Here is a 26014-nt window from a genome sequence, read left to right as displayed (position 1 = left end):
TGTGCTTGGTTTCTTTGCCGGCGAAAACGACATGAAAGAATTTGGCGAGCAGCTTGTTCCGTTTGGCGAAGCTATGATGGGATTTTCTCTTGCTGTGAAAGGACTGGATGCTGATGCCATTGTTAATTCCGCGACGGCAGGAAAGTCTTTGGCCGAGTTGGCGAACACATTACCGAATAAAGGTGGTGTTGCTTGGTTTTCTTTGCCGGCGAAAACGACATGAAAGAATTTGGCGAGCAGCTTGTTCCGTTTGGAAAGGCGATGAAGTCTTACTCGGATGCAATATCCGGAATTGACGTAGACGCTATAACAAATTCCGCGACGGCAGGAAAGTCTTTGGCCGAGTTGGCGAACACATTACCGAATAAGGGTGGTCTTGTAAGTTGGTTTGCCGGAGATAACGATATCGGAGCGTTTGGCGAACAGCTTGTTCCGTTTGGAAAGGCGATGAAGTCTTACTCGGATGCAATATCCGGAATTGACGTAGACGCTATAACAAATTCCGCGACGGCAGGAAAGTCTTTGGCCGAGTTGGCGAACACATTACCGAATAAGGGTGGTCTTGTAAGTTGGTTTGCCGGAGATAACGATATCGGAGCGTTTGGTGAAAGCTTGGTACTGTTTGGCGAGAACTTTTCAAAATACTCTGATTACATGAAAAATGTTGATGCCGGTATCGTGACGTCAACCACAAATGCTGCAACTTCAATTGTCGAGCTTCAAAAGAGCTTGCCAAAAGAAGGTGGCTGGTTCTCCGATGACAAAACGCTTGCCGATTTTGGTAAAGATATGAGTTCTTTCGGTTCATATTTCAGCTCCTACTACAGTTATATCAGCAGCATTGATACCGGACTGTTATCGAGTGTGATTACACAGACAAACAGATTGGTTGATATGGCAAACGGTATGGCTGGATTGGATACCAGTGGAATGACATCGTTCGACTCCGCTCTGACGAAACTTGGAGAAGCTGGAATTACCGGTTTTATCAACGCGTTCAATAACGCAAATTCAAAGGTGACGGCGGCTGCGTCTAATATGCTGACGACCTTCGTGAATGCCGCAAACGCCAAGAAAGGCACGTTGACAACGACATTCACAGCATTGGTTCAGGCGGTGCTTATAGCAATCAATGCAAAGCAGCGAGATTTCCAAACTGCGGGTTCTACTCTGATGGTGAAATTCATCGCCGGGGTAAAAACCCAGGACAACAGCGCTCGGAGCACATTCACAAACATCATCAGCGGCTGTTTGACGGCGATCAAGAACAAGTATTCAGAGTTTCAGTCGGTTGGAACGCAGACGATGGTGAAGTTTATCGCAGGTGTTCGAGCAAAAGATGCAGATGCCAGAAACGCGTTTACGAATATCATCAGCGGATGTTTAACTGCGATTAAGAACAAGTATTCAGAGTTTCAAAGTGCAGGCGAACAGTGCATGGTGAAATTCATCGCCGGGGTAAGGAGTAAAGATGCTGATGCAAAGAATGCGTTTACATCCAGTCTCGGTGGAGCTATCACAGGGGTTAAGGATTACTACGGACAGTTCTACGATGCCGGTTCCTATCTTGTAGATGGCTTTGCGAAAGGTATCAGTGAAAACACATACAAAGCTGAAGCGAAAGCAAGAGCTATGGCAGCAGCGGCAGCAAGGGCCGCAGAGAAAGAACTTGACGAGCACTCCCCTTCCAAGGTGGGGTACCGGATTGGTGACTTCTTCGGTGTGGCATTTGTAAATGCGATTGGCGATTATACAGAGAAAGCGTATAAGGCCGGTTCTGGAATGGCAAAAGCCGCAAGAACGGGACTTGGTAACGCAATCTCCAAGGTCAAAGATTTCATTGACAGCGACATTGATACTCAGCCGACCATTCGTCCGGTTCTTGACTTGTCGAATGTGGAAGCCGGAACGAGCAGATTGAACGCAATGTTCAGCAGAACGCAGGCGATGTCCATCAGTACAGGCATGAATCGGCAGGATACCGCAGATGTTCAAAATGGAGAAAATTCTCCGAATGAAGGTAGTACGTTTAACTTTAATCAGTATAACTATTCGCCTAAGGCACTGTCGAGAGTTGAGATTTATCGGCAGACAAAGAATCAATTCTCGGCGATGGAAAGGATGGTGAATAGCGTGATTAAGTCAATCACCGTGACAAACTATCTTGGCGATAGTATTAAGTTGGTACTTGCGAGGCCGGAGGAATCCGGTTTCGTAGTTACCTCCGTAACCGGTCTGGGGTCTGGAAAAGCGAACATCAATACCACCGAAATTGCTACAACCGATGGAGATTTGTTTAATTCTGCCAGACTCCAGAAACGGAACATAGTTATTTCTTTGAAGTATCTATGGAAAGATTCGATCGAGGATGTGCGTCAGTTATCGTACAAGTATTTTCCGATAAAGAAAAAACTTACGCTGCTGATTGAAACGGATAACCGTTCAGCAGAAATTGACGGGTATACCGAATCGAATGAACCGGATATATTCAGTAAAGATGAGGGTTCGGATGTCTCCATTGTGTGTCCGAATCCTTTCTTTTACTCTGCTGGGGAAGATGGGATCAACACCACTATTTTCTATGGTGTAGAACCGTTATTTGAGTTCCCTTTCAGCAACGAATCCTTGTATGAATGCTTGCTGGAAATGGGCGAGATCCAGAATCAGATGGAAAAAACAGTTGTGTACAGCGGAGATGCTGAGATTGGTGTGACGATTACAATTCATGCCATCGGTGAAGCACGAAACATCACCATATACAATACCGGAACTCGTGAGATTATGCGCATTGATACTGATAAGATGAAGGCTTTTACGGGTTCCGGAATTGTAGCGGGCGATGAAATTACTATCTGTACTGTCAAAGGGAAAAAGTCCATTACTCTTCTGCGGAACGGAAAAACAATCAATATTCTGAACTGTTTGGATAAAGCTGCCGATTGGTTTCAGCTTGCGAAAGGTGACAATGTGTTTGCTTATACGGCAGAAGAAGGAAGCAGTAACTTGCAGTTCAAGATAGAGAATCGAATCATTTACGAGGGGGTATAGTGATGGATTTGATAGTTTTAAACACAAATCTGGATGCGGTCTCCATTGTGGATGTGTACGAGTCCTTTATCTGGACGGACCGGTATTACGAGTATGGCGATTTCGAGCTTTTTACATCTATGACAAGTACCATTCTCAGTTACATACGGCAAGATTACTATTTGCAGAATCGGGAATCGGAGCATTGCATGATTATTGAAAAGATAAGAATCACTTCGGATTCCGAGGACGGAAATCATATCACTGTAACCGGTAGGTCGTTGGAATCTATCTTGGACAGGAGAATTGTCTGGGGGCAACGGACCATAAGAGGAAATCTTCAAAATGGAATCCAGACGCTCCTTAACGAAAACATCATCTCCCCTTCCGACGGCAACCGCCGCATCAGCAATTTCATTTTTGAAGCATCTACGGACCCGGCAATTACAAAGCTGACAATTGATGCTCAGTATACAGGGGGCAATCTATATGATGTGATAAACAAGATTTGCAGTGAACGTGATATCGGTTTCAAGATTACACTGAACGATAAAAAGCAATTCGTGTTCAAGCTCTATGCCGGTGTTGACAGGTCTTACGACCAGACTGTGAATCCGTATGTGGTCTTTTCCCCCAATTTCGAGAACATCATCAACAGCAACTATGTCGAATCAAAGTCGGCGCTGAAAAACGTTACGCTGGTTGGCGGTGAGGGAGAAGGTTCTGCAAGAAGATACACGACAGTTGGCGGCGGAAGCGGTTTGAACCGCCGGGAGCTTTTTACCGATGCAAGAGATATTTCTTCGGATGTTGGCAACGATGTCACCCTAACCGATGCAGAGTATACGGCATTGCTGCAACAAAGAGGGAGAGAAAAGTTAGCGGAGAATACGGATGTTACATCATTCGAGGGACAAGTGGAAACCACCGTCATGTTCAAATACGGTGAAGATTTCTTCAACGGTGATGTCGTTCAGATTGCGAACGAGTATGGGCATGAAACGAAAGCCCGGATTGTGGAAATTGTCATGACCGAAGATTCTGAAGGAGCATCCGTATATCCAACATTTAAAACAACGGAAGGAGGCGATGAATAATGAGTGTTACCTATGGGTTTTACAATTCCAAAAACCATGACCGAAGATACGACGCAATTCAAATGTCCCGTATTTTTGATGGGATTATTCGGGATGGAGTTTTGCAGCACTATGGGACTGCCATGATGGTCAAGGAATCCGAAGGTATGATGGTGAATGTCGGAATCGGCAGAGCATGGTTTAATCACACATGGACATTGAATGATGCCCTATTGCCTCTGACGCTTCCCTTGTCAGAAGTAATTCTGAACCGGATTGACGCGGTTGTGTTGGAAGTTGATGCCAGGGAATCGGTGCGGGCGAACTCGATCAAGATTGTTAAAGGAACTCCCGCATCCAGCCCGAAGAATCCGACGCTGATAAAGACGAATGACCGCTGGCAGTACCCTCTTGCTTATATTCGTGTGAATGCCGGCGTGACATCAATCAGACAAGCGAACATTACGAACTGTGTCGGTACATCGGCGTGTCCGTTCGTCACAGCTCCCCTTGAAAAGATGTCCATTGATGCTTTGGTGGCGCAGTGGGGAGACCAGTGGAAAGCGTTTTATGGCGCTCAGACTGCCGATATGGAGGCGGCAAATTCTTTCTGGAAAAACCAGTGGCGGATATGGTTTGAAGCTCAGACAACAGAGATTCAGGAAGCCTATCTGAACTGGGAACATCAGTGGGAGGAGTTTTATAACGCACATGTGAATGAAATTACCGACACTGCTGATTACTGGAAAGACATGTGGCAAAAGTGGTTTTACGACTACGTCAACAACAGCAGCCGGGAACTGGCATACTGGAAAAAGCTTGTAACCGATGATTTCACAGAGTACAGCTCTTTCTGGAAAAACCAGTGGCGGATATGGTTTGAAGCTCAGACAACAGAGATTCAGGAAGCCTATCTGAACTGGGAACATCAGTGGGAGGAGTTTTTCAGCAGCCAGACCGTCGAAATGCAGGAGACGAACGCCAATTGGAAAGCGCTTTGGAGCGGTTGGTTCTACGATTATGTGAACGCCAACACCAAAGAGTTCACTGATTGGAAGAATTCCATCGACAAGGACTTCCGGGACTGGTGGGATTCCATTAAGGATCTCATTGACGGGGAGGACGTTTCGGCATTTGCCAACGAGCTTGTCATTCTCAATGAGCGGATAAACAAGCTTGCGGATTTTCAAAATGAGCTTACAAATACCCACTCGATTTATGACAGCCTTAACGACTCTTCTGACTCGTCGGTTCTGGATGGCGATAATAAGCCGATTGAGGGAAAACGGGTTACGTTCGTTGTTGAGAAGGGGTCCGACGTCAGCGATGAGCTCGAAGATGTGAAACGACGGTTGGCGGCCATCGAGCAGGCGTTTGACGGACTCGCCAATGAATTCACGGTTTATCAGATTCTGACCGATGGCGGTACATGGCTGTATGTGAACAATCCGGAGGCAGATCAGACAGAGCAGCTCCTTGATGATAAAGGTGATGTCATCAGAGGCAAAACCATATTTGTCACGAAGTAAAGGAGGAGCCTATGTTTGATAACATCTTTGTGTTCTTATCAGCAATTACAGATGCGGAGAAAAATCCGGTTATGGATAACAATGAGAATCCAATTGAGAGCCGGACCTACTCTGGTCTGTTGGCTAAATTCATGGAGGGCATACCGAAAGAATTTCAGGTGTCCGGATACCTCAGAGATAATGCAAGAAGAGGTTTATATTCTGTATTAGACTCAGTAGAGGATGCTGTAAAAGACAGCAATTCCAGGGGCTTGAACGGTCGGTCTTATTCAACCGAACAAATTCTTGACAGCGGGAACAACCCGATTTTCAGTCAGGCTATATTTGTTAGAAATTAAAAAAGAAAGGCGGATTAAGTAATGAAAATTACAGATTACGAAAAAGTAACGCAGCTCCTCGCCAACAATGTTCTGCTTGTGGACGGGGATGGCGGGACAAAAACAATCCTTGCGAGAGATTTGCTTGCGGCACTCGTGGCGGTTAGTTCGTCTCAGGACTATCTTGCCAAGATGGATGTTTCGCAGCTCACCCAGGTTTCGTCGGTTTCTGCGACGGACAAGCTGATGGTTTCTGCTGCGGACGGCAACAAGGGGATTACAGTCAACGATGCTTTCTGGGGGATTTTGGATGCGGTCATCTCTGTGGAGCAGCGCCGGAATATTTTCCGCGGAAAGAATCTTGGAACGGCTTTGACTGCGGCTCAGAAAGCCCAGATTAAGGCCGGGACATTCAAGGGGTTCTTCATCGGGGACTATTGGAGCATCGGAGACAGGATTTGGAGAATCGTCGATATCAACTACTGGCTGAACGATGGTGATACTGCCTGCACGACGCCGCATCTGGTAATCATGCCGGATGCCATTTTGTACAGCGCTAAGATGAATGAAACCAACATTACTACCGGCGGCTATGTCGGATCACTGATGTATACGGCTAACCTGGCTAACGCCAAAACTTTGGTGAACTCGGCTTTCGGTTCTGCCAATATTCTCACTCACAGGGAATATCTGACTAATGCCGTAACCAACGGTTATCCTTCTGCCGGCGCCTGGTATGATTCTACGGTTGAGCTTCCGAACGAGATTATGATGTACGGAAGTCTGGTGTTTACTCCGGCCGGAGACGGTTCTTTCGTTCCGAACCGTTACACCATCGACAAGACCCAGTTGGCGTTGATGAAGCTGTATCCGAGATTTATCAACCCGCAGAGACAGACTCAGTGGCTGAGAGACGTCGTTTCTTCGGCTAATTTCGCTCTTGTGGGCAGCGTTGGCGCTGCGGGCTGCTCCGCCGCTTCGGCCTCTCTTGGGGTTCGTCCGGTCTTCGGTTTGGTTGGTTAGCTAAATCTGGGGGCCTCGTGCCCCCTTGCTCCGGAAGAAAACACCGTACTCAGGTGACGAGCTTTTGTGTTATAACAGAAAAAATTAGTGAAAGGAAGAATCAAAATGGATGAGAAAACTTATAGAATCACCCTTGCCGATGGAACCGTCCTTGACAACCTTACCATGAACGGGAACAATTTCATTTCCGAGGAGGCTATTGACGCTTCCATCTTCGACGGAACGTGTTCCCCTGTCATCATCAGCGACGGAACCAATGAGGAAATTCATGAACATATGGATTTGGTTCAGGTAACGACCGTCGATGAAAAGTCGTGGTTTGTCCTTCGGGATATTCCGCAGAAAGAACTGGAACAGGCAAAGCTCAAGTCCGACCTCGAATATCTCGCTATGATGTGCGACGTCGAGCTTTAAGAAAAGAAAGGAGAGCACCATGGAACATAGCAAGAATTACGACAAAGTAAAGGGTTTCTACAACAGAAAGCTGTGGGATCTGACCCGCGTTCGTAATGCCGTAGTAAAGGGCTGGATTACCGAGGAAGAGTTTGCTGAGATTACCGGAGCCGCTTATTGATGAGCGTTCTGGCAAGTAAACGGAAGGAATCCAAATTTGAGGCCATTACCTTCTCGATAGATTTACATGACATGCTGCTTGACTTCATGCAGAGAAGTTTTGGGGTAAAAGATTTAGACCATCTGGTACGGGTCCGTTATGCCTATGGAAAGGATGAGACGGAAGACTTTGCGAAGTATCGATATTTGATGACTAATTTCAAAAATCGAATCGACCAGTTGGCATCCCAATTGACGAGCAACGTGAGGGCGGCTAATTCGACTTACCCCACTTCTATGCGTGAGTATGAACAGCGGCGGGACTACCAGAACAATGCAATTATAAATTGCGAGCAGATTCTCAAAGAGCTTCAGCGAATTGTGGAAATCTTCGAGGTGGACGTTAATACCTATGGCAGATATGTTAATGCTATCGACCGAGAAATCGGTTTGATAAAGAAATGGCGTCAGCGTGACAACAAAATCAAAGCATACCTACAGGGCAATGTCTAAATCGCGTCGTTTCTTCGGCTAATTTCGCTAATGTGAACAACAATGGCAATACGAACTACAACAACGCTTCGAACTCTAATTGGGTTCGTCCGGATTCTCTGTCTAACCAACTGAGAAGGAGACGTTGTCCTTTCCGTCAAGGATAAATGACAAAGCTGGACGCAATTTACTACGGTAAGTATTGCTATCACGGTGAATAATTATGACGTATGAAGAGATTTTGTCTGACGCCAACAACTTGTATAGGGCTTACAAGGCTTCCGTAAAAGGCAGCAAATGGAAAGAAACGACGCAGAAGTTCATCATGAACTTTCTCAGGTATATATTTTCTATCCAGGAAGACCTTCTTAACCGGACTTTGGAAAATGGTCCTGTTGAAGAGTTTTCTTTGTCTGAACGGGGCCGAGTAAGACCTATTTCAAGTATCCGAATCAGAGACCGCATTGTTCGCCATGCTTTATGCGACGAGATTTTGTTACCAGAGGTCAAGAAGCATATTATTTATGATAATGGCGCTTCCATCAAAGGTAGAGGAATTTCACACCAAAGAGAGCGTTTTGAGGTGCATCTCCGACGGTACTACAAGCAGTATGGCAACGAAGGATGGATTCTATTCGGAGACTTCTCAAAATTCTACGACAATATCATTCATGAGATAGCGAAGCGGGAACTGTTAAAGCTCTTTGATGATGACGAGTTTATCGACTGGCTTCTGACACTTATATTTGACGGGTTTAAAATTGATGTTTCTTACATGACGGATGAAGAATACGCCAATTGTATGACCGACACTTTTAATAAGCTGGATTACAGGGAGATACCAAAGGAACAATTAACCGGCGAGAAGTGGACGGAAAAATCGGTAAATATTGGCGATCAGCTTTCACAAGTCATCGGGATTTATTATCCATACCGAATTGACAACTATGTGAAATATGTAAGAAGCCAGAAATTTTACGGTCGTTATATGGATGACTGGTACATCATGAACCCAAGCAAAGAAGAACTGGTGGACTTGCTTGAGCATATTCGTGTAATCGCCAAAGAACTGGGTATTCACATCAATGAGAAGAAGACTCGCATCGTTAAAATATCCAGTACATACAAATTCCTGCAAGTGAAATACACACTTACCAAGGATGGAAAAATCATTAAAAGAATCAATCCGGATAGGGTTACGACTATGCGCAGAAAATTGAAGAAACTGGCTGTTAAAGTTGCAAACGGAGAAGTTCTCTATGAAAATGTGGAGAATATGTTCCGTGGTTGGATGGGTAGTTTCTACAAGATTTTATCCAGGCAGCAGCGTCAAAATCTTATGCGGTTGTATGAAGACCTATTCGACAAGACAGTAACAGTCGTAAACAAGAAGCTGGTTATATTTGATAGGTCGCCACAAAATATTTTACAGGAGGTATGAGATGGAACAATGGTTTCAAATATTACTTACCATATTTAGCTCAGTTCTTGCGTCTTCTGGGCTGTGGGCCTATATAACAAAGCGGCTTGAGAAAAAAGACGTGAAAACGGAAATGCTCATAGGGCTTGGACATGACCGGATTATGTATTTGGGCATGGTCTACATAGAGCGGGGATACATTACCTCGGATGAGTATGAAAATCTCTACGAATATCTCTATAAGCCTTATGAGAAGATGGGCGGAAACGGCTCCGCCAAACGGATCATGAACGAGGTAAACAAATTACCTATACACAAGTCACAATACAAGGAGGAAACCAATCATGAAGATGAGTAACAAAACCTACGATACCCTGAAATGGATTGCGCAGTATCTGCTTCCGGCAGCCGGCACTTTATATTTTGCGCTGGCCGGCATCTGGAATCTGCCTTGTGGTGAGCAGGTAGTCGGTACCATTACGGCTGTTGACACTTTCCTGGGCGTTCTTCTGGGAATCAGCGCCGCAAACTACAACAAGGACACCAAGTAATATCGCAAACGCAATCTTTACGGCTATACTCGTCTATGATTTGCTGCCTATCGTGTGTGGGCGGCTTTTATTATTGTAGAGGGTATAGCCGTTTTCGATTGCCAGACAGAAATGGAGGAGAGCTATGAGCTATAAGGTTTCCGGAACAACCATTACTCTTACGCGAGGCGACACTTTCATGGCTCAGATTTCTATTAGCCAATCAAATGGAGATCCATATGTGCCATCCGAAGGGGATTCTGTTCGTTTCGCGATGAAAGCCAACTATACGGATGAAGATACTTTGTTGGTAAAAGATATTCCGATTGATACGCTGAAACTGGTTTTGAACCCGGAAGATACAAAAGACCTCGCTTTTGGAACTTATGTGTACGATGTCCAATTGACGAAGGCGTCCGGCGAAGTGGATACGTTCATCACTGCCTCTAAAATTAAAATAACAGAGGAGGTGTGCTGATATGAGCGGTATACGGGCGCTGGATTCGTTAAGCGGAAAAATATCGGGAGAATCTGTTCTGAAAGGGACTCTTTCTGGGATTGAAAGTCTGAATGGGTCAATCTGCGTGACAAGGGAATATGACACTTATTCCGGGGATTACAAGGTCGTTCCCAAAGCATCCGGTTCTCAGATTTTGAACACCGCAAATAAGGTGCTGAAGGAGGATATTTTGGTTACGGGGGTTCCCTATTGGGAAACCAGCAACGAGTCCAACGGCACGACCGCTTATATTGCAAAGGAGGTGGATGCAAATGGCGATCAATAAGGTGATTTACGGGGGCAATACTTTGATTGATTTGACCGGCGACAGCGTTACGAAAGATAAACTGCTGGCTGGTTACACTGCCCACGACAAGAGCGGTGAAGTAATTGAAGGCACTTGTCAGTTTGATGTAGATTCTACGGATGCTACTGCAACCGCTGCTGAAATTCTCAACGGGCAAACAGCCTACGCAAGAGGTAACAAAGTTTCCGGTAACATGAAGAACAATGGGGCCGTTTCCGAGGAGATTACAGACAAAGATTCGGTCTATACGATTCCAATCGGTTATCACGACGGCTCAGGCACGGTACAGCTTGATGCAACTGAAAGGGCTAAGCTCATACCCGGCAATATTAAGAAGGGCGTCAATGTTCTGGGAGTAGAGGGTGACTGTGAACCATCTTCGGACGTTACGGCGCAGGCAAAGACCGTGACGCCTTCTACGGTAAAGCAAACAATCCTTCCTGATGACGGAGTTGATTATCTGTCCCAGGTTGTGATAAATCCTATTGCCTACGTTGAGTCTGCTAATTCGGCAGGGGGTACAACGGTGACGATTGCGGGGTGATTAGATGGCTGTAAATAAGGTCGTTTACGGTACAGAGATTCTAATCGACCTCACGAACGATACGGTTACTCCCGATACCTTATTCAAGGGTTGCACTGCACACCTGGCAGATGGTACAATAGTTACCGGAACGTTGTTCAGCAATTATCCGGACGAACAGTGCTTTTACGATACCCTTCAGGATTTGAATGGGAACAACATTGAAGATATTTCCGGCTCTGAAATAAAGGGTAAAACGGTGTATCGGAAAGTGTAGAAAAGTCGTTTATTTCTTGACTATTCCTACACTTCACCGATGAAAGCATTGAAAATGCTGGATTTTTTGTTTCCATAATAGTAATGAGGATTTGGCTTGCAGTAATGTGAGGTTTCATACGTGGTGTACAGCTCAAAATCAGAGGGTTCAAGTCCGGCCCAGCGAATACGGCTTTCCGTAGCGATTGCCGGAAACAGTGGGTTGGTGGCAAGTACGAGCCGGAAACCGTGTGCTTTCAGGTCGTCAATCAGGTTTCGCGCTTCTTTGTGTAGCCCGCAGACTGCAGCGGCCTTTTGAAATTCGGTGCGGTAAAATTCCTCAAATACCGGATGCGCAGCCCTTGCATCCTCTCCGTAAACTTCACAGAAGAAGTTCCAGAACCGTTCTTCATTGGTGCAGGTTCCGTCATTTTTGACCATAACTTCCGTGCCGGTCCAGATGGTCTGAATGAGCTTTTCCGGCTCATAACCAAGAGGCAGCAGTTTTTTTGCAAGCTCTTTGAAATAAGACCGGACAAAAACATCCTGATCCATAGGAAGCAAAGTGCCGTCAAGGTCAAATAAAATGGTAGAAATCATGATATGTTGTCCTCCCGAGGTTGTTATAATGCCTGGATATCTGCCACAAGAGCGTCAATCTCTTCCTGCGTGGTGCTCCAGCTTGTGCAGAAACGGACGCAGCTGTGTGTATCGTCAAGTTTCAGTTCAAATTCAAAAATGTATTTTTGTGCGAGCTTTTTCATTATACTGTCTTCCAGAATAACAAACTGCTGGTTCGTGGGGCTTTCAATGTAGGCTGAAATCCCTTTTTCACGAAATGCCTGGCGGATTTGCATAGCCTGAAGGACCGCTTTTTTGGTCATATCAAAGTACAATCCGTCTTTGAATAGGGTATAGAACTGTAATCCGAGCAGCCAGCCCTTGGCAAGCATGGCGCCGTTTTGTTTTATGGCGCTGCGGAAGCCCTCAGCGAGTCCCGGGCGGGTGAAGACAACAGCCTCCCCGAAGAGCGCGCCGCATTTGGTTCCACCGCAGTAAAAGACGTCGCAAAGGCGTGCGAGATCGGCCAGCGTAACATCACAGCCGTCAGCTCCGAGTCCATAACCGAGGCGTGCGCCGTCCACAAACAAAAGCAGGCCATATTTGTCACACACTGACCGGATTTCCGTCAGCTCCTGAAGGCTGTAGATGGTGCCGTATTCAGTGGGAAAAGAAAGATAAACCATTTTAGGCTGTGTAATATGTTCTTTAATTTCGCTGGATGCATAAAGGCCGGCTTCCGCGTCAATCTGCTGCGCGGTAATTTTTCCATTTTCAGCGGGAAGCGCCTGGATTTTATGTCCGGTATTTTCGACTGCTCCGGTTTCATGGACATGAATATGTCCCGTATCGGCACAGATGACACTCTGCCAGGGACGAAGCAGGGCGGCGATTACCGTATAATTCACCTGCGTTCCGCCAATAAGAAAATGAAGATCGGCCTGAGGGCAATCCAGATATTTTTTAATTTCCTGTGCAGCGCGTTCGCACCAGCAGTCCAGGCCGTAACCGCCGAAACTGTTATCATTTTCAGCGGCGAGCGCCGCGAGAATGGCAGGGTGGGCGCCGTGGTTGTAGTCATTGTTAAAACGAATCATAACATACTTCCTTCTTTCTACTACAATATATTTATGGTTAATCTCCCTGAAAGCCAGTAAGGAATAACCCACTCTTGTTGCTTTTCATAAAGGCTTTACTTTGCACATTTTATCATGATTTTGGTCCGAAAAAAAGTGTTTTCGTGTATGGTAACGGTTGTATTAGATTTTGAGAGAAGAAAATGGCCGCCACTGCGAGCGTGACGGCCAAAATAATTCAGTCAATAGGAAGTTGTCTACGGTATACTTTCAGAGAACCTGTAATAAATACAGGAACTTTTTACTGGGCATATTTTTCCACAATACCACGCATAATTTTTACGACAAGATCCATCCCCTCTGCCGTGATGTGCTCATACGGCCCATGGAACGCATAGCCGCCGGTGCCGAGATTCGGACAGGGAAGACCGCGGAAGGATAGTTCCGCACCGTCTGTGCCGCCGCGGATTGGCGAGACATCCGGTTCCATGCCAAGCGCGCGAATAACAGCCTTGACATTGTCGATCAGATGCATGCACGGGACGATGATCTCAGTCATATTGAAATACTGATCCTGGATTGTAAGCGTAGTTGTGCCTGCTCCATATTTTTCGTTGATTGTTTTTTCAATATGCTGGAGTATTTCTTTCCGGCAGGCGAAGTGCGCTGCGCTGTGATCACGGATAATATACTGGAGCTTTGCGTGTTCGATATTGCCCTCCATTTGGGTGAGGTGGAAAAAGCCTTCATATCCGTCTGTGTGCGCCGGAGTTTCCGCAGCCGGGAGCATACCGTTGATCTCCATGGCAACGAGGGAGGCGTTAATCATACGGTTTTTGGCTTCTCCTGGGTGGATATTGAACCCGTTTATCTCAAACTGGGCGCCGCAGCCGTTGAAATTCTCATACACAATTTCGTTTTCTCCGCTGCCGTCAACTGTGTAGGCGTAGGTTGCGCCGAAACCAGGAATATCAAAATCTGCCGCTTGGCCGCCGACTTCCTCATCAGGGGTAAAGCCGATGCAGACCTTTCCGTGGGGCAGATCGCTGTTAATCAGTTCTTCTGCAAGCGTCATAATTTCAGCAATACCGGCTTTGTCATCTGCGCCAAGAAGCGTGGTCCCGTCCGTTGTAATCAGGGTGCGTCCAGTCAGGCCAGCAAGATGAGGAAATTTGTCGAGCGTCAGGATTTTTCCGTTTCCGATTTCGAGATCCTTACCATCGTAGTTTTCATGAATCTGCGGATTTACATGTTCTCCACAAAAATCAGGTGAGGTATCCATATGCGCGATAAAACCAATCCCCGGACAATTCTCATATCCAGGTGTGGCAGGAATCGTACCGTAAACGTAACAGGTATCCTGCATGCGCACATCCTGGATGCCAAGTGCCTCCATTTCTTTTACAAGAATCCGAGCCAGATCAAACTGGCGCTGCGTGGTTGGCACGGAGGTACTGTCTTCATCACTGGTCGTGTGAATTTTCACATAATTTAACAATCTCTCATATGCTTTCATGGTTCTTCTGGGGGCATGACCCCTCTCCTTTCCAGGTAGTGTCGCGTACAGATACTTTACCAGTATAAAACGCTTTTTGTGGGTATCATACCATTTTTCCTTCTATAAAACAAGCAAACGAAAGACGTTTTATTCGCTAAGTCCCACGTAAATGTGGATTTCTGCGTTATCCATACAATCGTCCTGGTATTCTTCAAAATCACACTGGAAAGCTCTTGGCAAATTCATTTGCCAGATTTCCATCCACGCTGCTGCAACTGCCTGTACCATATCCCCGTGCACGACAAATTTTGCATACCGACCAGCCGGAATATGGCAAACAGAATAAACGCCGGCCGGCGGTTCTTGATCTGTCTCGCAGGCCGCCATGGCAGTATAAGCATTCTTTTCATTTGCCGAATAATCCGTATAAATTCCAAGCGCTTTTTTATTTACTTTACCGGGAACAGAAGCGTGGATTCCTTCGCCATAAAATTTCTCCCACAGTCCGCCAATCACAGCTCCCATATCCGGAGCAGCATTGCTCGTCCGGGCCGATACGCCCACCGCAATTTTTCTCTCCAACGTTACAACTTCATAATCCATAACAAAAATCCATCCTTTCTAATCATAATGTATTTACGGTTCCTATCCCTGCCACAGTTCGTCCGTCATAAACCATACCTTGCATTTACTTTACCTGCACATTCTAACAAAAAAACCATGACATCTATCTGTCATGGTTTCAGATGTTTTTTTCGGATTCCTTCTGCAAAAGTCAGAACGTCCTGGCGGAGCTCCTCCGGCTCCAGAAGTTCCGCTCCGCCTCCAAAGGAAGCAATCCAGCCAACAAGACTTGTTTTATCTGTAAAACCGAAGGAAAAAAGAAGTGTACCATCGGAACAGACCGTAAAGCTTTCCGGCCCGTATTCTTCGACCAGCCTCCATTTATATTCCGGCTGTATGCGCGCTTTTACTTGATACATTGGTGGAAATATCTGTGTCCGGGATAAATCAGGCGGCGGAACCGGACGTTTTTCAAATGAATCATCCAGCTGTAGTCCGGTCATACGGTTGAGCTTAAACAAACGGAACGCTTGTCTGGTTTCGCACCATGCCCATAAATACCAGCTGGCCCACTGAAAAAGCAGATCATACGGTTCCACTGTTCTCTGAGATTCCCCGGTTGGCGCAAAGTAGGTAAAAGAAACCTTTCGTCGTGTCAGGACTGCACTGTGCAGCAGTTCAATTTTCGGAGAAAGCGATGATTTGTACCAGGAGGAGAGGTCTATTAAAATATGCGTATCGCCGGCAAGCAGGTTTGAGGCGCCTGCCGACAGTTGTTCCATCAGCTGGGCATAGCGTTTCGTTCCGCTGACGCTGTCAAGGCTTCGAAGTCCGGCCAGGATTGCCTGCATGTCTGAGGTGCTGAGCAGAGTACGGTCGATTTTATAGCCCTCCATGATGGAGATACCGCCATTTCTGCCCGGCTCGGTTACGAGTGGGATTCCCGCCATGCACAGCGCTTCGATATCCCGGTTGATTGTGCGTCGGGAAACCTCGAATTTTTCTGCAAGCTGTGGGGCAGTTACTTTCTCCTGTTGTAAAAGGATTGTAAGAATTCCGATCATCCGGTCAAGTTTCATACTCATGGTCCTTTCTGATTTGCAATAGAAACGTCTGACAGTCAGATCTGAAAGCATCTCTGTAATCGGGCAAATCTTACGACGTTTTCAAAATTTTACTATAATTCTGTACAGATTGCCACTGCTTTTCTGGATGGAAACACAAAGAAAAAATAAAAAAATAGGGTTGACAAATAGGTGGGTTTGTTATATGGTTAATTACACAAGTAATGAACTAGATAACAAACTGAACAGAAAACAGAAAAGAAACAATAGGACAGGCAAAGTAAATTTGAAATCATGAAAAAGACAGTGAAAGGGGTATGAGGTTGGGAGAATATGCAAATAGAAACGAAAAGAAGGTGAAAAAGCGTGAATGAAATTTTAACACAGCAGAAATCCATCTATATTCAAATCAGAGAAATGATTGAAAATGATATTTTACGGGATATTCTTCTGGAAGAGGAGCGCGTACCAAGTACAAATGAGCTGGCAAAATTGTATGCGATCAATCCGGCGACAGCGGCAAAAGGCGTAAATTTGCTTGTGGACGAGGAAATCCTGTATAAAAAGCGGGGAATCGGCATGTTTGTGGCAAAGGGGGCAAAACGGAGGATAATGGAACAACGGAAAGAGCATTTTTATGACGATTACGTAAAGAAACTTCTGGCAGAGGCAGGAAGCCTGGGGATTACAAAGAAAGAGCTGATCACAATGATCGAGCAGTCAAGGGAGGATTAAAACATGAGTGAATTAGTTGCAAAAGGTGTTGTAAAAACATATGGACATAAAAACGTATTGCAGGATGTGGATCTGACGCTGGAGGCTGGAAAGATCTATGGTCTGATCGGCAGAAACGGTGCAGGAAAGACGACATTACTCTCCATTCTTACTTCGCAGAACCCGGCGAGTGCGGGAAGTGTGACGTTCGATGGGCAGCCGGTATGGGAGAATCCGCAGGTATTACGGCACCTGTGCTTTTCAAGGGAACTGAACCAGATGACCGGAAACAATGCTAATGCAATGAAAATAAAAGAATATCTGCGGATTGCAGCCACCTTCTTTCCATACTGGGACAGTGAGATGGAAAAACGTCTGGTCAGAGAGTTTGACCTGGATGTGAAGAAGAAGATCAGCAAGCTTTCCAAGGGTATGCTTTCCATGGTGACCATTATTGTGGCATTTTGCAGCAAGGCGGAATTTACATTTCTGGATGAGCCGGTTGCAGGGCTGGATGTTGTGGCAAGAGAACGCTTTTATGAGCTTTTGGTGGAGGAATATACCGAGACAGGGCGTACCTTTGTCGTATCTACGCACATCATCGAGGAGGCGGCTGAGGTTCTGGAAGAGGTCATTATTTTGGACCAGGGAAAGATTCTTCTGAAAGAAAATACACAGGATTTATTAGAACGAAGCGTTCATATCAGCGGGCACGAGGATGACGTAAATAAGGCAGCAGCAGGCCTGCATATCTGCCGCGAGGAACATATGGGCAGAAGCAAAGGAGTTGCAGTGCTTCTGGAAAAAGGTCAGCAGGTGCCGGAATCGGCAGATATCACGATTCAGAGGATGACTCTGCAAAAAATATTTGTGGCACTGTGCGGAGAGGAGCATGGACATGACAGATAGATCGGAAAATAAAGTGCAGATACCGGAAAAGAGCCGGAGAAACCATATCAGAAGCAATATTTGTTTCTGGGGAAGAAATATTCTGCAGGAAATAGAAATTATCATAAGTGGAGCACTTCTTCTGCTTTTGGTGCGTTGGTTTGGCAGAAGTCCGGAAGCGTTGACGGATATCCTGCTTGGATTTCCGTATTTGCTCCTGATGGTCGGAGGATTTCTGACGTTGATGATGGTATTGTCATTTTTCCAGGTTTACTTTCCGGTTCTTATTTCAATGAATGTGACGCGAAGCGCCGCTATAGCCGGGGTCTGGATGAGTCAGGGAGGAGTGGCATTATTTCTGGCTGCTTTGATGGCACTTATCTGGAAGCTTGTACCAGGGAAAGAGGCAGAGGTGAGACTTATGGCAATGCCGCTTTTTATGGGAATAATACTGGCAATGATTGCAGTATGTTTGATATTGGGTGCTGTTTTTCTGCGGTGGGGTAAGATTGGAGGAATCATTATATTCCTGGTCTGTATGGCAGGCGGAATGGCATTGGGGATTTATGTAGCATTGCATGCAGGCGAAGGGATTCTGGAATTGCAGCAGGTGAGCTACATTGATCTGGCAGGAATAAAGGGCGGAAGCGTGCTTCTGGCAGGAGTTTTACTTTATGTGGTATCAGGATTGTTTTCCTGGTTTGTGTCGAGAAACGCTGAGATTCGCGTGTAAGGAGGAGAATATGCTTACTGTAATAAAAAAACAGATCAGGGTTCAATGGGAAAACTGGATGGCCTGCCTGGCTATTATCTTGGGAGGATGGCTGGTAGGGGGCGTACTGTTTCGTGTAATCAGCGGATTTCTGGCTGAAGAAACGAAGGAGTATATTCCGATTGGAACGGTTATGGGAGCTGCACTGGCCGTAATTTTTCTTGGTTTTATCGGAATGATGTCTCTGGAGCTGTATTTCAATCTGGAAATTTCAATGGGGTGTACCCGCGGCCGTTTTTTTGTATCGTATTATCTCACCTGTCTGATTATAAATCTGATGGGAGCAGGCCTTGTTGTGCTTACTGCTATAGCAGAAAATCAGATTGGCTTATGGCTGTATCCTGATTTGGAAAAATCGGTAAATTTGATCCCGTATCTGCTGGAGTGGGGTGTACCGGTAGCGGTTTTCCTGTCTGTATTTTCAGTTCTCTGGGGAGCACTGGGCATGCGGTTTGGCAAAAAAATACACTTTGTTTTATGGGGGCTCTGGATGCTGACCTGTATCGGAGGGCCGAGGATTATAGAGGCTGTCGAAGAGGCGCCGGATTCGGTATTTGGAAAGTTTGGATCTTTATTGGCTATGATCACGAAAGTAGTTCCGGGAAGCGCCTGGCTGACAGGCGGGGTTGTTTTTTGTATCGTCGGCTTTCTTGTAACTTATGGGATACTTAGAAGGCAGCAGGTAACGGTGTAAGCCTTGCAACAAAGATGCAGATAGCAGGAACAGTAGCTTCTGGGCAGCCGGACGCTTACAGAAAAAACTTTTCAAGAAATAAAATAAATAGTAGAATAAAAGGGAAGGAAAAGGGCGCGCAGAAATTTTGTGCGTCCATTTTTTTCTGTATTCTTTTTTTAAACTATGTTATAGTAGGACGGAGGATAGATGGAAAAGATTTCAGCGCGGGGAGGTTGTTTCTGTTGGCTGGATGGACGAAAGGGGCAGGCCAGGTGTATGATTTCTTATATTGATTTACACAGCGACACGATTACGATGATGCATTGTCCGATGGAGAACTTGGAACGGAGCAGGCGCATGGTGAATATTGAACGTATGCGCAGGGGCTATACGCAGGTACAGTGTTTTTCTGCTTACGTACCGACCGGGCATTATCCGAAGGCCGTGCGGCGGGTTCTGCCGTGGCGGCGTTTTTGTTTTATTGCAGATAAAAAAGACTGGCTCTTAAAGCGGCATTCAGATGTACTTTTTCCAATTCTCAGTACAGGAGATCTGGATAGCTGTTCGGAGGCAGGGAAAATCGGTGTCTTGTTTACGATTGAGGATGCAGGTGTGATTGGCAAATGTGAAAGACGCCTTGATGAGGCATATGAGAGGGGAGTCCGCATTGCAAGTCTGACCTGGAATCATGAGAATACGCTGGGCTTTCCGAACTCACGGGATGCATCGGTAATGAAAAAGGGTCTGAAGCCGTTTGGCGCCAGGATGGTAGAAAAAATGAATGACATAGGGATTGTGGTGGATGTTTCTCACTTGTCGGACGGGGGCTTCTGGGATGTAGTGCGGATCAGTAAAAAGCCGTTTGTTGCAACGCATTCCAATAGCCGTAACCTGACCGGTCATCCACGCAATTTGACGGATGATATGATACGCGCTCTGGCCGAAAAGGGCGGCGTTATGGGACTAAATTTTGCGCCGGCCTTTCTGACTGAGGATGGAAAAAGAGAAAGTCGTATCAGGGATATGGTGCGCCATGTTCTGCATATCCGGAACGTCGGTGGAAGTGGTGTGCTGGCAATAGGCAGTGATTTTGACGGCATTACGGGAAACTTAGAGATCGGTACGCCAGCACGAATGCCGCGTCTGGCGCATGCACTGAAAAAGGCAGGACTTACCGTGTCGGAGATCGAAGCCATGTGGCAGGGGAATGTCCGCCGCGTGTTGGGAGAGGCGTGGAGATAGAACGTGCAGAATATAAGGCGTTGAGAAGCCTTAGGAAAAACAGACATCTAAGTTTTTTAATATAAGTAGGGAGGCTTGATGATGCAGGAAAAAAATGATACGGAATACACACTTCTGGGAGCCTCCTGGAAAGAAGCGTCTGATCTGGTAGGGGCAGAGGAAGCGTTGCGTAAGCTCGAGAATTACAGTTATTTTGACAGCAGCGCGATTCGGTGTTCCGTAGAGATACCGAAGACAGCGGTAAGGGATGGAGCGCGGCTTTTGCAGCAGGGAAAGCTGGAAATAGAAAGAGTTTCTTATGGCTATGATCGGCTCAGCGGAGGAAATATTGGACAAATCGAGGCAGTCGGTAAAAACGGAAAAGAGGAATTTGGCATAAAAATGACTTTTTCCCGCACAAAGATTACGTATGCTATGTGTGCGTGTCCGAAGTGCCGCAGGGATTATTACAGCGCCTGGTACACGAATAAAACGAACTGTCCATATAAAGCAGGGACGCTGGCAATGCTTGAGGATTATCTGAGCGCCCATAATTTGGGCGACGCTACAGACCGTACCGGTATGCTGGTGCTGAGGGCTTTTCAGGAAAAACAGATTACCAGGCTGTTATCAGATGTCCAGACGCAGAAAGAAAGCCTGAAGCTGTTGCCACGTCTGATTCGGAAGGGTGGTCAGCTTCTGGTCTCATTTAAGGTGGGCGCCGGAAAACTCTTTGTTGTAAAAAAGCTGGATGAGTTCTGTCAGGCGGTCAGGGACAGCGCAACGCTGGTATACGGGTCAAATACGGAGCTGAATCACAGCATCAGTAATTTTACGCAGAAGGGAAAGGAATGGATTCATTTTATCAATCGGATTGTGCAGGAAGAAACGATGTTTGGTCAGCGGCTTTTGCAAAATCACGATTATCAGGCATACCGGAGGGTAGGAATTGGCAGTGTGCTTGCTTTGTTTGGCTGGAGACTGGATGAGTTTTACAGTCTGCTCGGAGAAACGTCAGTGGAATTCGAGGACAAAGATGCGGCGCAGAAGAAAAAACAAATGCTTTGCTGCGGCGTGGGCAATCCGCATGTGACGATGAAAATCTCCCGGAAAAGAATAAAAAATGATCAGGCATTTCATGGTATTACAGTGAATGGAACGCTGCCGGAGCTATATCGCGGGACCGAAACGGGCTATTATATTGATGGAGAAAAGCTTTGCCGAGTGGGGAAAGATTTTTTGGAAAAAATGGAACCGTTGTCGGATATTTCAGATGGCGACAATTTTTCGTTTGAAGTTGGCAGGAACCATATGGCAGAATTTTATTACCGCATTTTGCCCGGCTTGCAGGGAATCGTTGAAATTTCAGAGACGGAACCGGAAAATTTTCATGCTTATCTGCCACCGGAGGTCCAGTTTGTATTTTATCTGGATGTGGAGGATAACAATGCATTTTGTCGTATTTTCGCCAGATATGGGGAAGAAGAACTGTCTGTGATAGAAGCGTCGGCATGGGATTTTAAGGGAATCGAGCCGTACCGGGATCTGGGACGTGAACAGGAGATTGTTTATCTGGCGTCTAAATGGTTTCCGGCGGTTGACTGGGATAAGATGACCATGCACTGTGACGGCAATGAAGAACGGATCTATCAGGTAATGGAAAACGGCGTTTCGAAGCTGATGGAGATCGGAGAAGTGCAGTGTACAAAGCGTTTCCTGAATTACCGTGTCGTGAAACGTGTCCGGGTATCAGTCGGCGTTTCCGTGTCTTCGGGAATGCTGGACCTGAAGATACTGACGCAGGATGTTCCGCAGGAAGAGCTTCTTGAGATGCTTTCTATGTACCGTCAGAAGAAAAAATATTATCGGATGAAGGACGGTGCTTTTGTCAGTCTGGAGGATACGTCGTTTGGGATGCTTTCTGAGCTGATGGATACGATGCATTTAAAACCGAAGGAGCTGACCAAAGAAAATTTGCAGCTTCCCATGTACCGGACGCTGTATCTTGACAAACTGCTGGAGGAGAACGCAGGCGTTTACAGCCGCCGGGACAGTCATTTCCGCGAAATGGTCAAGGGATTTAAAACCGTGAAGGATGCAGACTTTGAAGAACCCGAGAAACTTTCCGAAATCATGCGGAATTATCAGAAAGACGGTTATAAATGGCTGCGCACGCTGGAAGTCTGGAAGTTTGGCGGCATTCTTGCGGATGATATGGGACTTGGAAAGACGTTGCAGATAATTGCCGTACTTCTGGCAAGGAAGCAGCAGGAGGCAGGCAAGGAAGCGTTAGCACCGTCGCTTGTCGTGTGTCCGGCATCGCTTGTTTTTAACTGGGGTGAGGAGCTCGCGCGGTTTGCGCCGGAGCTTTCTGTATCGCTCATTACAGGGACGCAGGAGGAACGGCGCAGGAAAATCGCAGCGGCCAGGACGGCGGATGTACTTGTGACTTCTTATGACTTACTGAAACGGGATATTGCAGAATATGAGGGTCTGCAATTTCATTATGAGATTATTGATGAGGCGCAGTATATCAAGAACCATACGACAGCGGCGGCAAAGGCTGTGAAGGTTATACAGAGCCAGACGCGTTTTGCGCTGACTGGTACGCCGATTGAAAATCGTTTAAGCGAGTTGTGGAGCATTTTTGATTATCTGATGCCAGGCTTTTTGTATAGCTATGAGGTGTTTAAACGGGAGATGGAACTGCCGATTGTGAAAAGCGGTGATGAGGATATTATGAAACGGCTGCAGAAAATGGTCGGTCCGTTTATTTTGCGCAGGCTTAAAGAGGATGTGCTGAAAGATCTGCCGGAAAAGATGGAGGAAATTCGCTATGTGCGTCTGGGAGATGAGCAGCAGAAACTGTACGACGGCCAGGTACTTCACATGAAGGAAGGACTTGTAGGACAGAGCGTAGAGGAATTCAACAAAAACAAGATAAAAATTCTGGCCGAGCTCACAAGACTGCGGCAGATCTGCTGTGACCCGGCGCTGTGTTTTGAAAATTACCGAGGCAAAGCGGCGAAACTGGAGGCAGCGCTTGAATTAATGAGAAGTGCCATTGACGGCGGTCACCGTGTTTTACTGTTTTCGCAGTTTACTTCCATGCTGGAAATTTTGCAGCGGGAAATGGATGAGGCCGGGATTGCTTATTATACGATTACAGGCAGTACCCCGAAGGAGAAACGGCTAAAGCTTGTGCGGGACTTCAATGAGGGCGACACACCGGTATTTCTGATCTCCCTGAAAGCCGGAGGGGTCGGGCTGAACCTGACCGGGGCAGATGTCGTGATTCACTATGACCCGTGGTGGAACCTGGCAGTACAGAATCAGGCTACGGATCGGGCGCACCGGATTGGTCAGCAGAGGAACGTGACCGTTTATAAGCTTCTCGTAAAACATTCAATAGAAGAAAAGATCCAGAACCTGCAGGAGACCAAAAAAGATCTGGCGGAGCAGGTAATCGGAGGCGAGACAGGACGGCTTGGCGCCATGAGCCGTGAGGAATTGCTGGAGCTGCTGGTGCCGTAACATATGCATGGTTTGCAAACTCTATCATGATATAAATCAGCGCCCCGCTTATATAAACTAGCGGGGCGCTGATTTTAAGAAGGCAACTATTGTTTTATTTTACAAGCTTTACGCCGTCAATGCGAACAAAGGTGTCGCTGCTTTCCGGGTTTTTGTCTTCCAGAATCGTGAGTTTGAAGGTATGCTCGCCCGGCTCAAGATCTCTGAGAGAGTAGATACAGCAGGTGATTTCTTCTACCGCATCGTAAGTGTCAACTTCGGCTACCTGCTGTCCGTCGATCTCTACGGTAAATTTACCCTGGTCAGGACCTTTGCCGCCATACAGATCAAGGCTTGTGCCTGTGAAGGTAAATTCCATGGTAGCGCCCGGAGCATTTGCAAAGTTCATATCATTGCCATTCCAGTTGCCCCAGTTTCTGTCGCCGCCGGCGTAGCTGATTCGGCAGTTGCAGTTATCCATAAAGGATACGTCTTTTCCGTTCGGATTGTTTTTCTTTGCTGCAAGCATCACTTCATCGAGTCTTGCGGTCACATCGGCCGGGTCCATTTTCTCTACAAGGAATGCTCTTGCACCAGTCTCTTCATTCTTTTCGAATGCATCTTTTCCGTCGTCAAATACGGTTACGTTTCCGCGCTCCAGAGTCCAGTAATCCCCAAGTCCTTCTACGGCATACATAACAGCGGTCAGATCCCAACTCGGACGTGTTCCTTCACCGGTCTCGTCGGTGAGATAAACGTCGTAGCTGATACGAACCGGGTTATCCAGTTCCATTTCGTAACGGCGGGAACCTGTGCCAAGCTTTGAGCCGATTTCTCCGCCCGTATATACGATTGGAGCAGGACATTTGTCAGCAACAAGCTGTGCGGAAGCCGGGTCACACATAAAATTAAATTCAGCGGTATCAAAATCCTGGAAATTTCCGCCCATGCAGCAAACCAGTTTTACCTTCTGACGCATCAGCTCTACGCCGTCAAGATCACTGTATTGATCCGGCTCGGAGTTCAGAAGTGCTGTCAGGTTTGAGAGGAAACCTACGGATACGATCGTTACACTGTTGTCCGGCTGTGCAGAGAGTACTTCACGATATACTTCTACGGCATCTCTTGCATCGGCTCCGTCGCGCAACGTAGTTTCATATTTCATGGTTACAGGCTTACAGTAATAATAGCTGTCCGGAGTCAGTACCGCGTCTCCCTTGTACGTTCCGACCGGGATATCTGGGCGGCCATAATAAATGTTGATTGCCTCAAGACAAGATGCTCCGTAAATACAGGTACTGTTACACAGGGTTGCCAGTATGTTTGCACGTCCCTCTTCTGCATAGGAATGCAACATGGCAAGTGCTCCGGCATCGTCTACGTCGTCCGCGATGTCTGTGTCATAAATAATATTTGCCACTTCGTTGCCGGGGGCAGGCCATTCCCCTTCGTACTGTACGAATGCGGGTGCCTCTGCAGCTGCTGCGGAAGCGGGCATTGTGTTTGCAAACATTCCGAAAACAGCTGTCCCTAATACTACTACTGCTAAATTTCTTTTTTTCATACTCTGATACCTCCGTGAATAGGAATACTTCACAACAAAACTGCTAAAACTAAGGCAGTTTGCAGCATAGTACTCATTAATATAATAATTTAATTCTAAATTCAAATATTTGATCTCACCGTGACAAGAATCACGGTGAGACATGTTTGTGTGTTATTTTTAATGAAAAAACAAAAAGGAAAATTAAGAAAATCCTATTAAATCAAATAAAAGAAGCGGTAAAATAGAACAAAATCTAACAAAAATACACAAATAATAAAAATCTCCAGCTATGTAAAAGAAACGATAAGTACTGATGAGGGCATTTCTATATTCTGAAAGAACTGTCTGATCAGAATGTATGTGAAAAAGGT

28 protein-coding genes are annotated in these 26014 nt (G+C 46.3%); 22 read left to right on the top strand and 6 right to left on the bottom strand.

Features of this window, described 5'->3' with window-relative positions:
• The 16 genes from AC6I2O_RS19275 to AC6I2O_RS19200 all read left to right on the top strand — a co-directional run.
• Positions 1-223 (top strand): hypothetical protein (locus AC6I2O_RS19275; protein ID WP_497743500.1); only part of this gene is annotated, 223 nt, incomplete at its 5' end.
• The gene (locus tag AC6I2O_RS19270) at positions 220-3048 is read left to right on the top strand and encodes a phage distal tail protein (protein ID WP_497743499.1); all 2829 of its coding nucleotides are present in this window, start codon (positions 220-222) and stop codon (positions 3046-3048) included. The genes AC6I2O_RS19275 and AC6I2O_RS19270, both read left to right, overlap by 4 nt.
• Positions 3049-3050: 2 nt before the next feature.
• Complete coding sequence (locus AC6I2O_RS19265) at positions 3051-4124, top strand: siphovirus ReqiPepy6 Gp37-like family protein (protein WP_497743325.1); 1074 nt, start codon at positions 3051-3053, stop codon at positions 4122-4124.
• A complete protein-coding gene (locus tag AC6I2O_RS19260) occupies positions 4124-5632 on the top strand; it encodes a hypothetical protein (protein ID WP_497743324.1) in 1509 nt (502 codons plus the stop codon). Before AC6I2O_RS19265 ends, AC6I2O_RS19260 begins: the two co-directional genes overlap by 1 nt.
• An 11-nt stretch (positions 5633-5643) precedes the next feature.
• Positions 5644-5970: a hypothetical protein gene (locus AC6I2O_RS19255; protein WP_497743323.1), complete on the top strand. Its 327-nt coding sequence runs from the start codon at positions 5644-5646 to the stop codon at positions 5968-5970.
• Between the two features lie 21 nt (positions 5971-5991).
• The gene (locus AC6I2O_RS19250; protein ID WP_497743322.1) at positions 5992-6972 is read left to right on the top strand and encodes a hypothetical protein; all 981 of its coding nucleotides are present in this window, start codon (positions 5992-5994) and stop codon (positions 6970-6972) included.
• A gap of 105 nt (positions 6973-7077) precedes the next feature.
• A complete protein-coding gene (locus tag AC6I2O_RS19245) occupies positions 7078-7386 on the top strand; it encodes a hypothetical protein (protein ID WP_497743321.1) in 309 nt (102 codons plus the stop codon).
• Positions 7387-7405: 19 nt separating this feature from the next.
• Positions 7406-7546 (top strand): XkdX family protein, encoded by a 141-nt coding sequence (locus tag AC6I2O_RS19240; RefSeq protein ID WP_120484335.1) that lies wholly within the window; start codon positions 7406-7408, stop codon positions 7544-7546.
• Positions 7546-8037, top strand: coding sequence for a hypothetical protein (locus AC6I2O_RS19235; protein ID WP_120484336.1), 492 nt, complete (start codon positions 7546-7548; stop codon positions 8035-8037). The genes AC6I2O_RS19240 and AC6I2O_RS19235 overlap by 1 nt, the downstream gene beginning before the upstream one ends.
• Before the next feature lie 202 nt (positions 8038-8239).
• Positions 8240-9457, top strand: coding sequence for an RNA-directed DNA polymerase (locus AC6I2O_RS19230; protein WP_497743320.1), 1218 nt, complete (start codon positions 8240-8242; stop codon positions 9455-9457).
• A 1-nt stretch (position 9458) separates the two neighbouring features.
• Positions 9459-9794 (top strand): hypothetical protein, encoded by a 336-nt coding sequence (locus tag AC6I2O_RS19225; protein WP_497743319.1) that lies wholly within the window; start codon positions 9459-9461, stop codon positions 9792-9794.
• The gene (locus AC6I2O_RS19220) at positions 9781-9987 is read left to right on the top strand and encodes a phage holin (protein ID WP_497743318.1); all 207 of its coding nucleotides are present in this window, start codon (positions 9781-9783) and stop codon (positions 9985-9987) included. Before AC6I2O_RS19225 ends, AC6I2O_RS19220 begins: the two co-directional genes overlap by 14 nt.
• Positions 9988-10111: 124 nt before the next feature.
• Complete coding sequence (locus AC6I2O_RS19215) at positions 10112-10444, top strand: hypothetical protein (protein WP_289133331.1); 333 nt, start codon at positions 10112-10114, stop codon at positions 10442-10444.
• 1 nt (position 10445) lies between these two features.
• The gene (locus tag AC6I2O_RS19210) at positions 10446-10751 is read left to right on the top strand and encodes a hypothetical protein (protein WP_289133333.1); all 306 of its coding nucleotides are present in this window, start codon (positions 10446-10448) and stop codon (positions 10749-10751) included.
• Complete coding sequence (locus AC6I2O_RS19205; protein ID WP_289133335.1) at positions 10738-11316, top strand: hypothetical protein; 579 nt, start codon at positions 10738-10740, stop codon at positions 11314-11316. The genes AC6I2O_RS19210 and AC6I2O_RS19205 overlap by 14 nt, the downstream gene beginning before the upstream one ends.
• A 4-nt stretch (positions 11317-11320) precedes the next feature.
• A complete protein-coding gene (locus AC6I2O_RS19200; RefSeq protein ID WP_289133336.1) occupies positions 11321-11572 on the top strand; it encodes a hypothetical protein in 252 nt (83 codons plus the stop codon).
• Positions 11573-11598: 26 nt separating this feature from the next.
• On the opposite strand, the gene AC6I2O_RS19195 is transcribed toward AC6I2O_RS19200, so the two are convergent.
• The 5 genes from AC6I2O_RS19195 to AC6I2O_RS19175 form a co-directional block, all read right to left on the bottom strand.
• A complete protein-coding gene (locus AC6I2O_RS19195; protein WP_497743498.1) occupies positions 11599-12150 on the bottom strand; it encodes an HAD family hydrolase in 552 nt (183 codons plus the stop codon).
• A 23-nt stretch (positions 12151-12173) separates the two neighbouring features.
• A complete protein-coding gene (locus tag AC6I2O_RS19190) occupies positions 12174-13208 on the bottom strand; it encodes a threonine aldolase family protein (RefSeq protein WP_120393163.1) in 1035 nt (344 codons plus the stop codon).
• A gap of 280 nt (positions 13209-13488) precedes the next feature.
• Positions 13489-14703, bottom strand: a complete 1215-nt coding sequence (gene pepT, locus AC6I2O_RS19185; RefSeq protein WP_120393162.1) for a peptidase T — start codon at positions 14701-14703, stop codon at positions 13489-13491.
• Positions 14704-14832: 129 nt separating this feature from the next.
• Positions 14833-15288, bottom strand: a complete 456-nt coding sequence (locus AC6I2O_RS19180; protein ID WP_497743497.1) for a GyrI-like domain-containing protein — start codon at positions 15286-15288, stop codon at positions 14833-14835.
• Between the two features lie 131 nt (positions 15289-15419).
• A complete protein-coding gene (locus AC6I2O_RS19175) occupies positions 15420-16328 on the bottom strand; it encodes a helix-turn-helix transcriptional regulator (RefSeq protein ID WP_497743503.1) in 909 nt (302 codons plus the stop codon).
• Between the two features lie 351 nt (positions 16329-16679).
• Here AC6I2O_RS19175 and AC6I2O_RS19170 point away from each other — a divergent pair, with 351 nt between their 5' ends.
• The 6 genes from AC6I2O_RS19170 to AC6I2O_RS19145 all read left to right on the top strand — a co-directional run bounded on the left by AC6I2O_RS19170 (position 16680) and on the right by AC6I2O_RS19145 (position 24118).
• Entirely contained in the window at positions 16680-17048 is a 369-nt protein-coding gene (locus AC6I2O_RS19170) for a GntR family transcriptional regulator (protein WP_120393159.1), read from the top strand.
• 3 nt (positions 17049-17051) lie between these two features.
• Entirely contained in the window at positions 17052-17936 is an 885-nt protein-coding gene (locus AC6I2O_RS19165) for an ATP-binding cassette domain-containing protein (RefSeq protein ID WP_120393158.1), read from the top strand.
• Positions 17926-18648: a hypothetical protein gene (locus tag AC6I2O_RS19160; RefSeq protein WP_120393157.1), complete on the top strand. Its 723-nt coding sequence runs from the start codon at positions 17926-17928 to the stop codon at positions 18646-18648. The genes AC6I2O_RS19165 and AC6I2O_RS19160 overlap by 11 nt, the downstream gene beginning before the upstream one ends.
• Positions 18649-18658: 10 nt before the next feature.
• Positions 18659-19381 (top strand): hypothetical protein, encoded by a 723-nt coding sequence (locus tag AC6I2O_RS19155; RefSeq protein WP_120393156.1) that lies wholly within the window; start codon positions 18659-18661, stop codon positions 19379-19381.
• A 189-nt stretch (positions 19382-19570) separates the two neighbouring features.
• On the top strand, positions 19571-20605 hold the full coding sequence (locus tag AC6I2O_RS19150; RefSeq protein ID WP_120393155.1) for a dipeptidase: 1035 nt from the start codon (positions 19571-19573) through the stop codon (positions 20603-20605).
• A 78-nt stretch (positions 20606-20683) separates the two neighbouring features.
• Positions 20684-24118, top strand: coding sequence for a DEAD/DEAH box helicase (locus AC6I2O_RS19145; protein WP_120393154.1), 3435 nt, complete (start codon positions 20684-20686; stop codon positions 24116-24118).
• A gap of 94 nt (positions 24119-24212) precedes the next feature.
• Here the strand turns inward: AC6I2O_RS19145 and AC6I2O_RS19140 are convergent, their stop codons facing one another.
• A complete protein-coding gene (locus AC6I2O_RS19140) occupies positions 24213-25661 on the bottom strand; it encodes a nucleoside hydrolase (RefSeq protein WP_497743496.1) in 1449 nt (482 codons plus the stop codon).
• Positions 25662-26014: the final 353 nt, after the last annotated feature.

It is taken from the genome of Blautia sp. St.27G3 (assembly GCF_059728505.1).
This window is presented reverse-complemented; position numbering and strand designations above follow the sequence as displayed.

Excerpts from the sequence above, each read along its gene's own strand:
- AC6I2O_RS19270 (WP_497743499.1), top strand. The coding sequence starts at position 220 with ATGAAAGAATTTGGCGAGCAGCTTGTTCCGTTTGGAAAGGCGATGAAG.
- AC6I2O_RS19265 (WP_497743325.1), top strand. The coding sequence starts at position 3,051 with ATGGATTTGATAGTTTTAAACACAAATCTGGATGCGGTCTCCATTGTG.
- AC6I2O_RS19260 (WP_497743324.1), top strand. The coding sequence starts at position 4,124 with ATGAGTGTTACCTATGGGTTTTACAATTCCAAAAACCATGACCGAAGA.
- AC6I2O_RS19255 (WP_497743323.1), top strand. The coding sequence starts at position 5,644 with ATGTTTGATAACATCTTTGTGTTCTTATCAGCAATTACAGATGCGGAG.
- AC6I2O_RS19250 (WP_497743322.1), top strand. The coding sequence starts at position 5,992 with ATGAAAATTACAGATTACGAAAAAGTAACGCAGCTCCTCGCCAACAAT.
- AC6I2O_RS19245 (WP_497743321.1), top strand. The coding sequence starts at position 7,078 with ATGGATGAGAAAACTTATAGAATCACCCTTGCCGATGGAACCGTCCTT.
- AC6I2O_RS19240 (WP_120484335.1), top strand. The coding sequence starts at position 7,406 with ATGGAACATAGCAAGAATTACGACAAAGTAAAGGGTTTCTACAACAGA.
- AC6I2O_RS19235 (WP_120484336.1), top strand. The coding sequence starts at position 7,546 with ATGAGCGTTCTGGCAAGTAAACGGAAGGAATCCAAATTTGAGGCCATT.
- AC6I2O_RS19230 (WP_497743320.1), top strand. The coding sequence starts at position 8,240 with ATGACGTATGAAGAGATTTTGTCTGACGCCAACAACTTGTATAGGGCT.
- AC6I2O_RS19225 (WP_497743319.1), top strand. The coding sequence starts at position 9,459 with ATGGAACAATGGTTTCAAATATTACTTACCATATTTAGCTCAGTTCTT.
- AC6I2O_RS19220 (WP_497743318.1), top strand. The coding sequence starts at position 9,781 with ATGAAGATGAGTAACAAAACCTACGATACCCTGAAATGGATTGCGCAG.
- AC6I2O_RS19215 (WP_289133331.1), top strand. The coding sequence starts at position 10,112 with ATGAGCTATAAGGTTTCCGGAACAACCATTACTCTTACGCGAGGCGAC.
- AC6I2O_RS19210 (WP_289133333.1), top strand. The coding sequence starts at position 10,446 with ATGAGCGGTATACGGGCGCTGGATTCGTTAAGCGGAAAAATATCGGGA.
- AC6I2O_RS19205 (WP_289133335.1), top strand. The coding sequence starts at position 10,738 with ATGGCGATCAATAAGGTGATTTACGGGGGCAATACTTTGATTGATTTG.
- AC6I2O_RS19200 (WP_289133336.1), top strand. The coding sequence starts at position 11,321 with ATGGCTGTAAATAAGGTCGTTTACGGTACAGAGATTCTAATCGACCTC.
- AC6I2O_RS19195 (WP_497743498.1), bottom strand. The coding sequence starts at position 12,150 with ATGATTTCTACCATTTTATTTGACCTTGACGGCACTTTGCTTCCTATG.
- AC6I2O_RS19190 (WP_120393163.1), bottom strand. The coding sequence starts at position 13,208 with ATGATTCGTTTTAACAATGACTACAACCACGGCGCCCACCCTGCCATT.
- pepT (WP_120393162.1), bottom strand. The coding sequence starts at position 14,703 with ATGAAAGCATATGAGAGATTGTTAAATTATGTGAAAATTCACACGACC.
- AC6I2O_RS19180 (WP_497743497.1), bottom strand. The coding sequence starts at position 15,288 with ATGGATTATGAAGTTGTAACGTTGGAGAGAAAAATTGCGGTGGGCGTA.
- AC6I2O_RS19175 (WP_497743503.1), bottom strand. The coding sequence starts at position 16,328 with ATGAAACTTGACCGGATGATCGGAATTCTTACAATCCTTTTACAACAG.
- AC6I2O_RS19165 (WP_120393158.1), top strand. The coding sequence starts at position 17,052 with ATGAGTGAATTAGTTGCAAAAGGTGTTGTAAAAACATATGGACATAAA.
- AC6I2O_RS19160 (WP_120393157.1), top strand. The coding sequence starts at position 17,926 with ATGACAGATAGATCGGAAAATAAAGTGCAGATACCGGAAAAGAGCCGG.
- AC6I2O_RS19155 (WP_120393156.1), top strand. The coding sequence starts at position 18,659 with ATGCTTACTGTAATAAAAAAACAGATCAGGGTTCAATGGGAAAACTGG.
- AC6I2O_RS19150 (WP_120393155.1), top strand. The coding sequence starts at position 19,571 with ATGGAAAAGATTTCAGCGCGGGGAGGTTGTTTCTGTTGGCTGGATGGA.
- AC6I2O_RS19145 (WP_120393154.1), top strand. The coding sequence starts at position 20,684 with ATGATGCAGGAAAAAAATGATACGGAATACACACTTCTGGGAGCCTCC.
- AC6I2O_RS19140 (WP_497743496.1), bottom strand. The coding sequence starts at position 25,661 with ATGAAAAAAAGAAATTTAGCAGTAGTAGTATTAGGGACAGCTGTTTTC.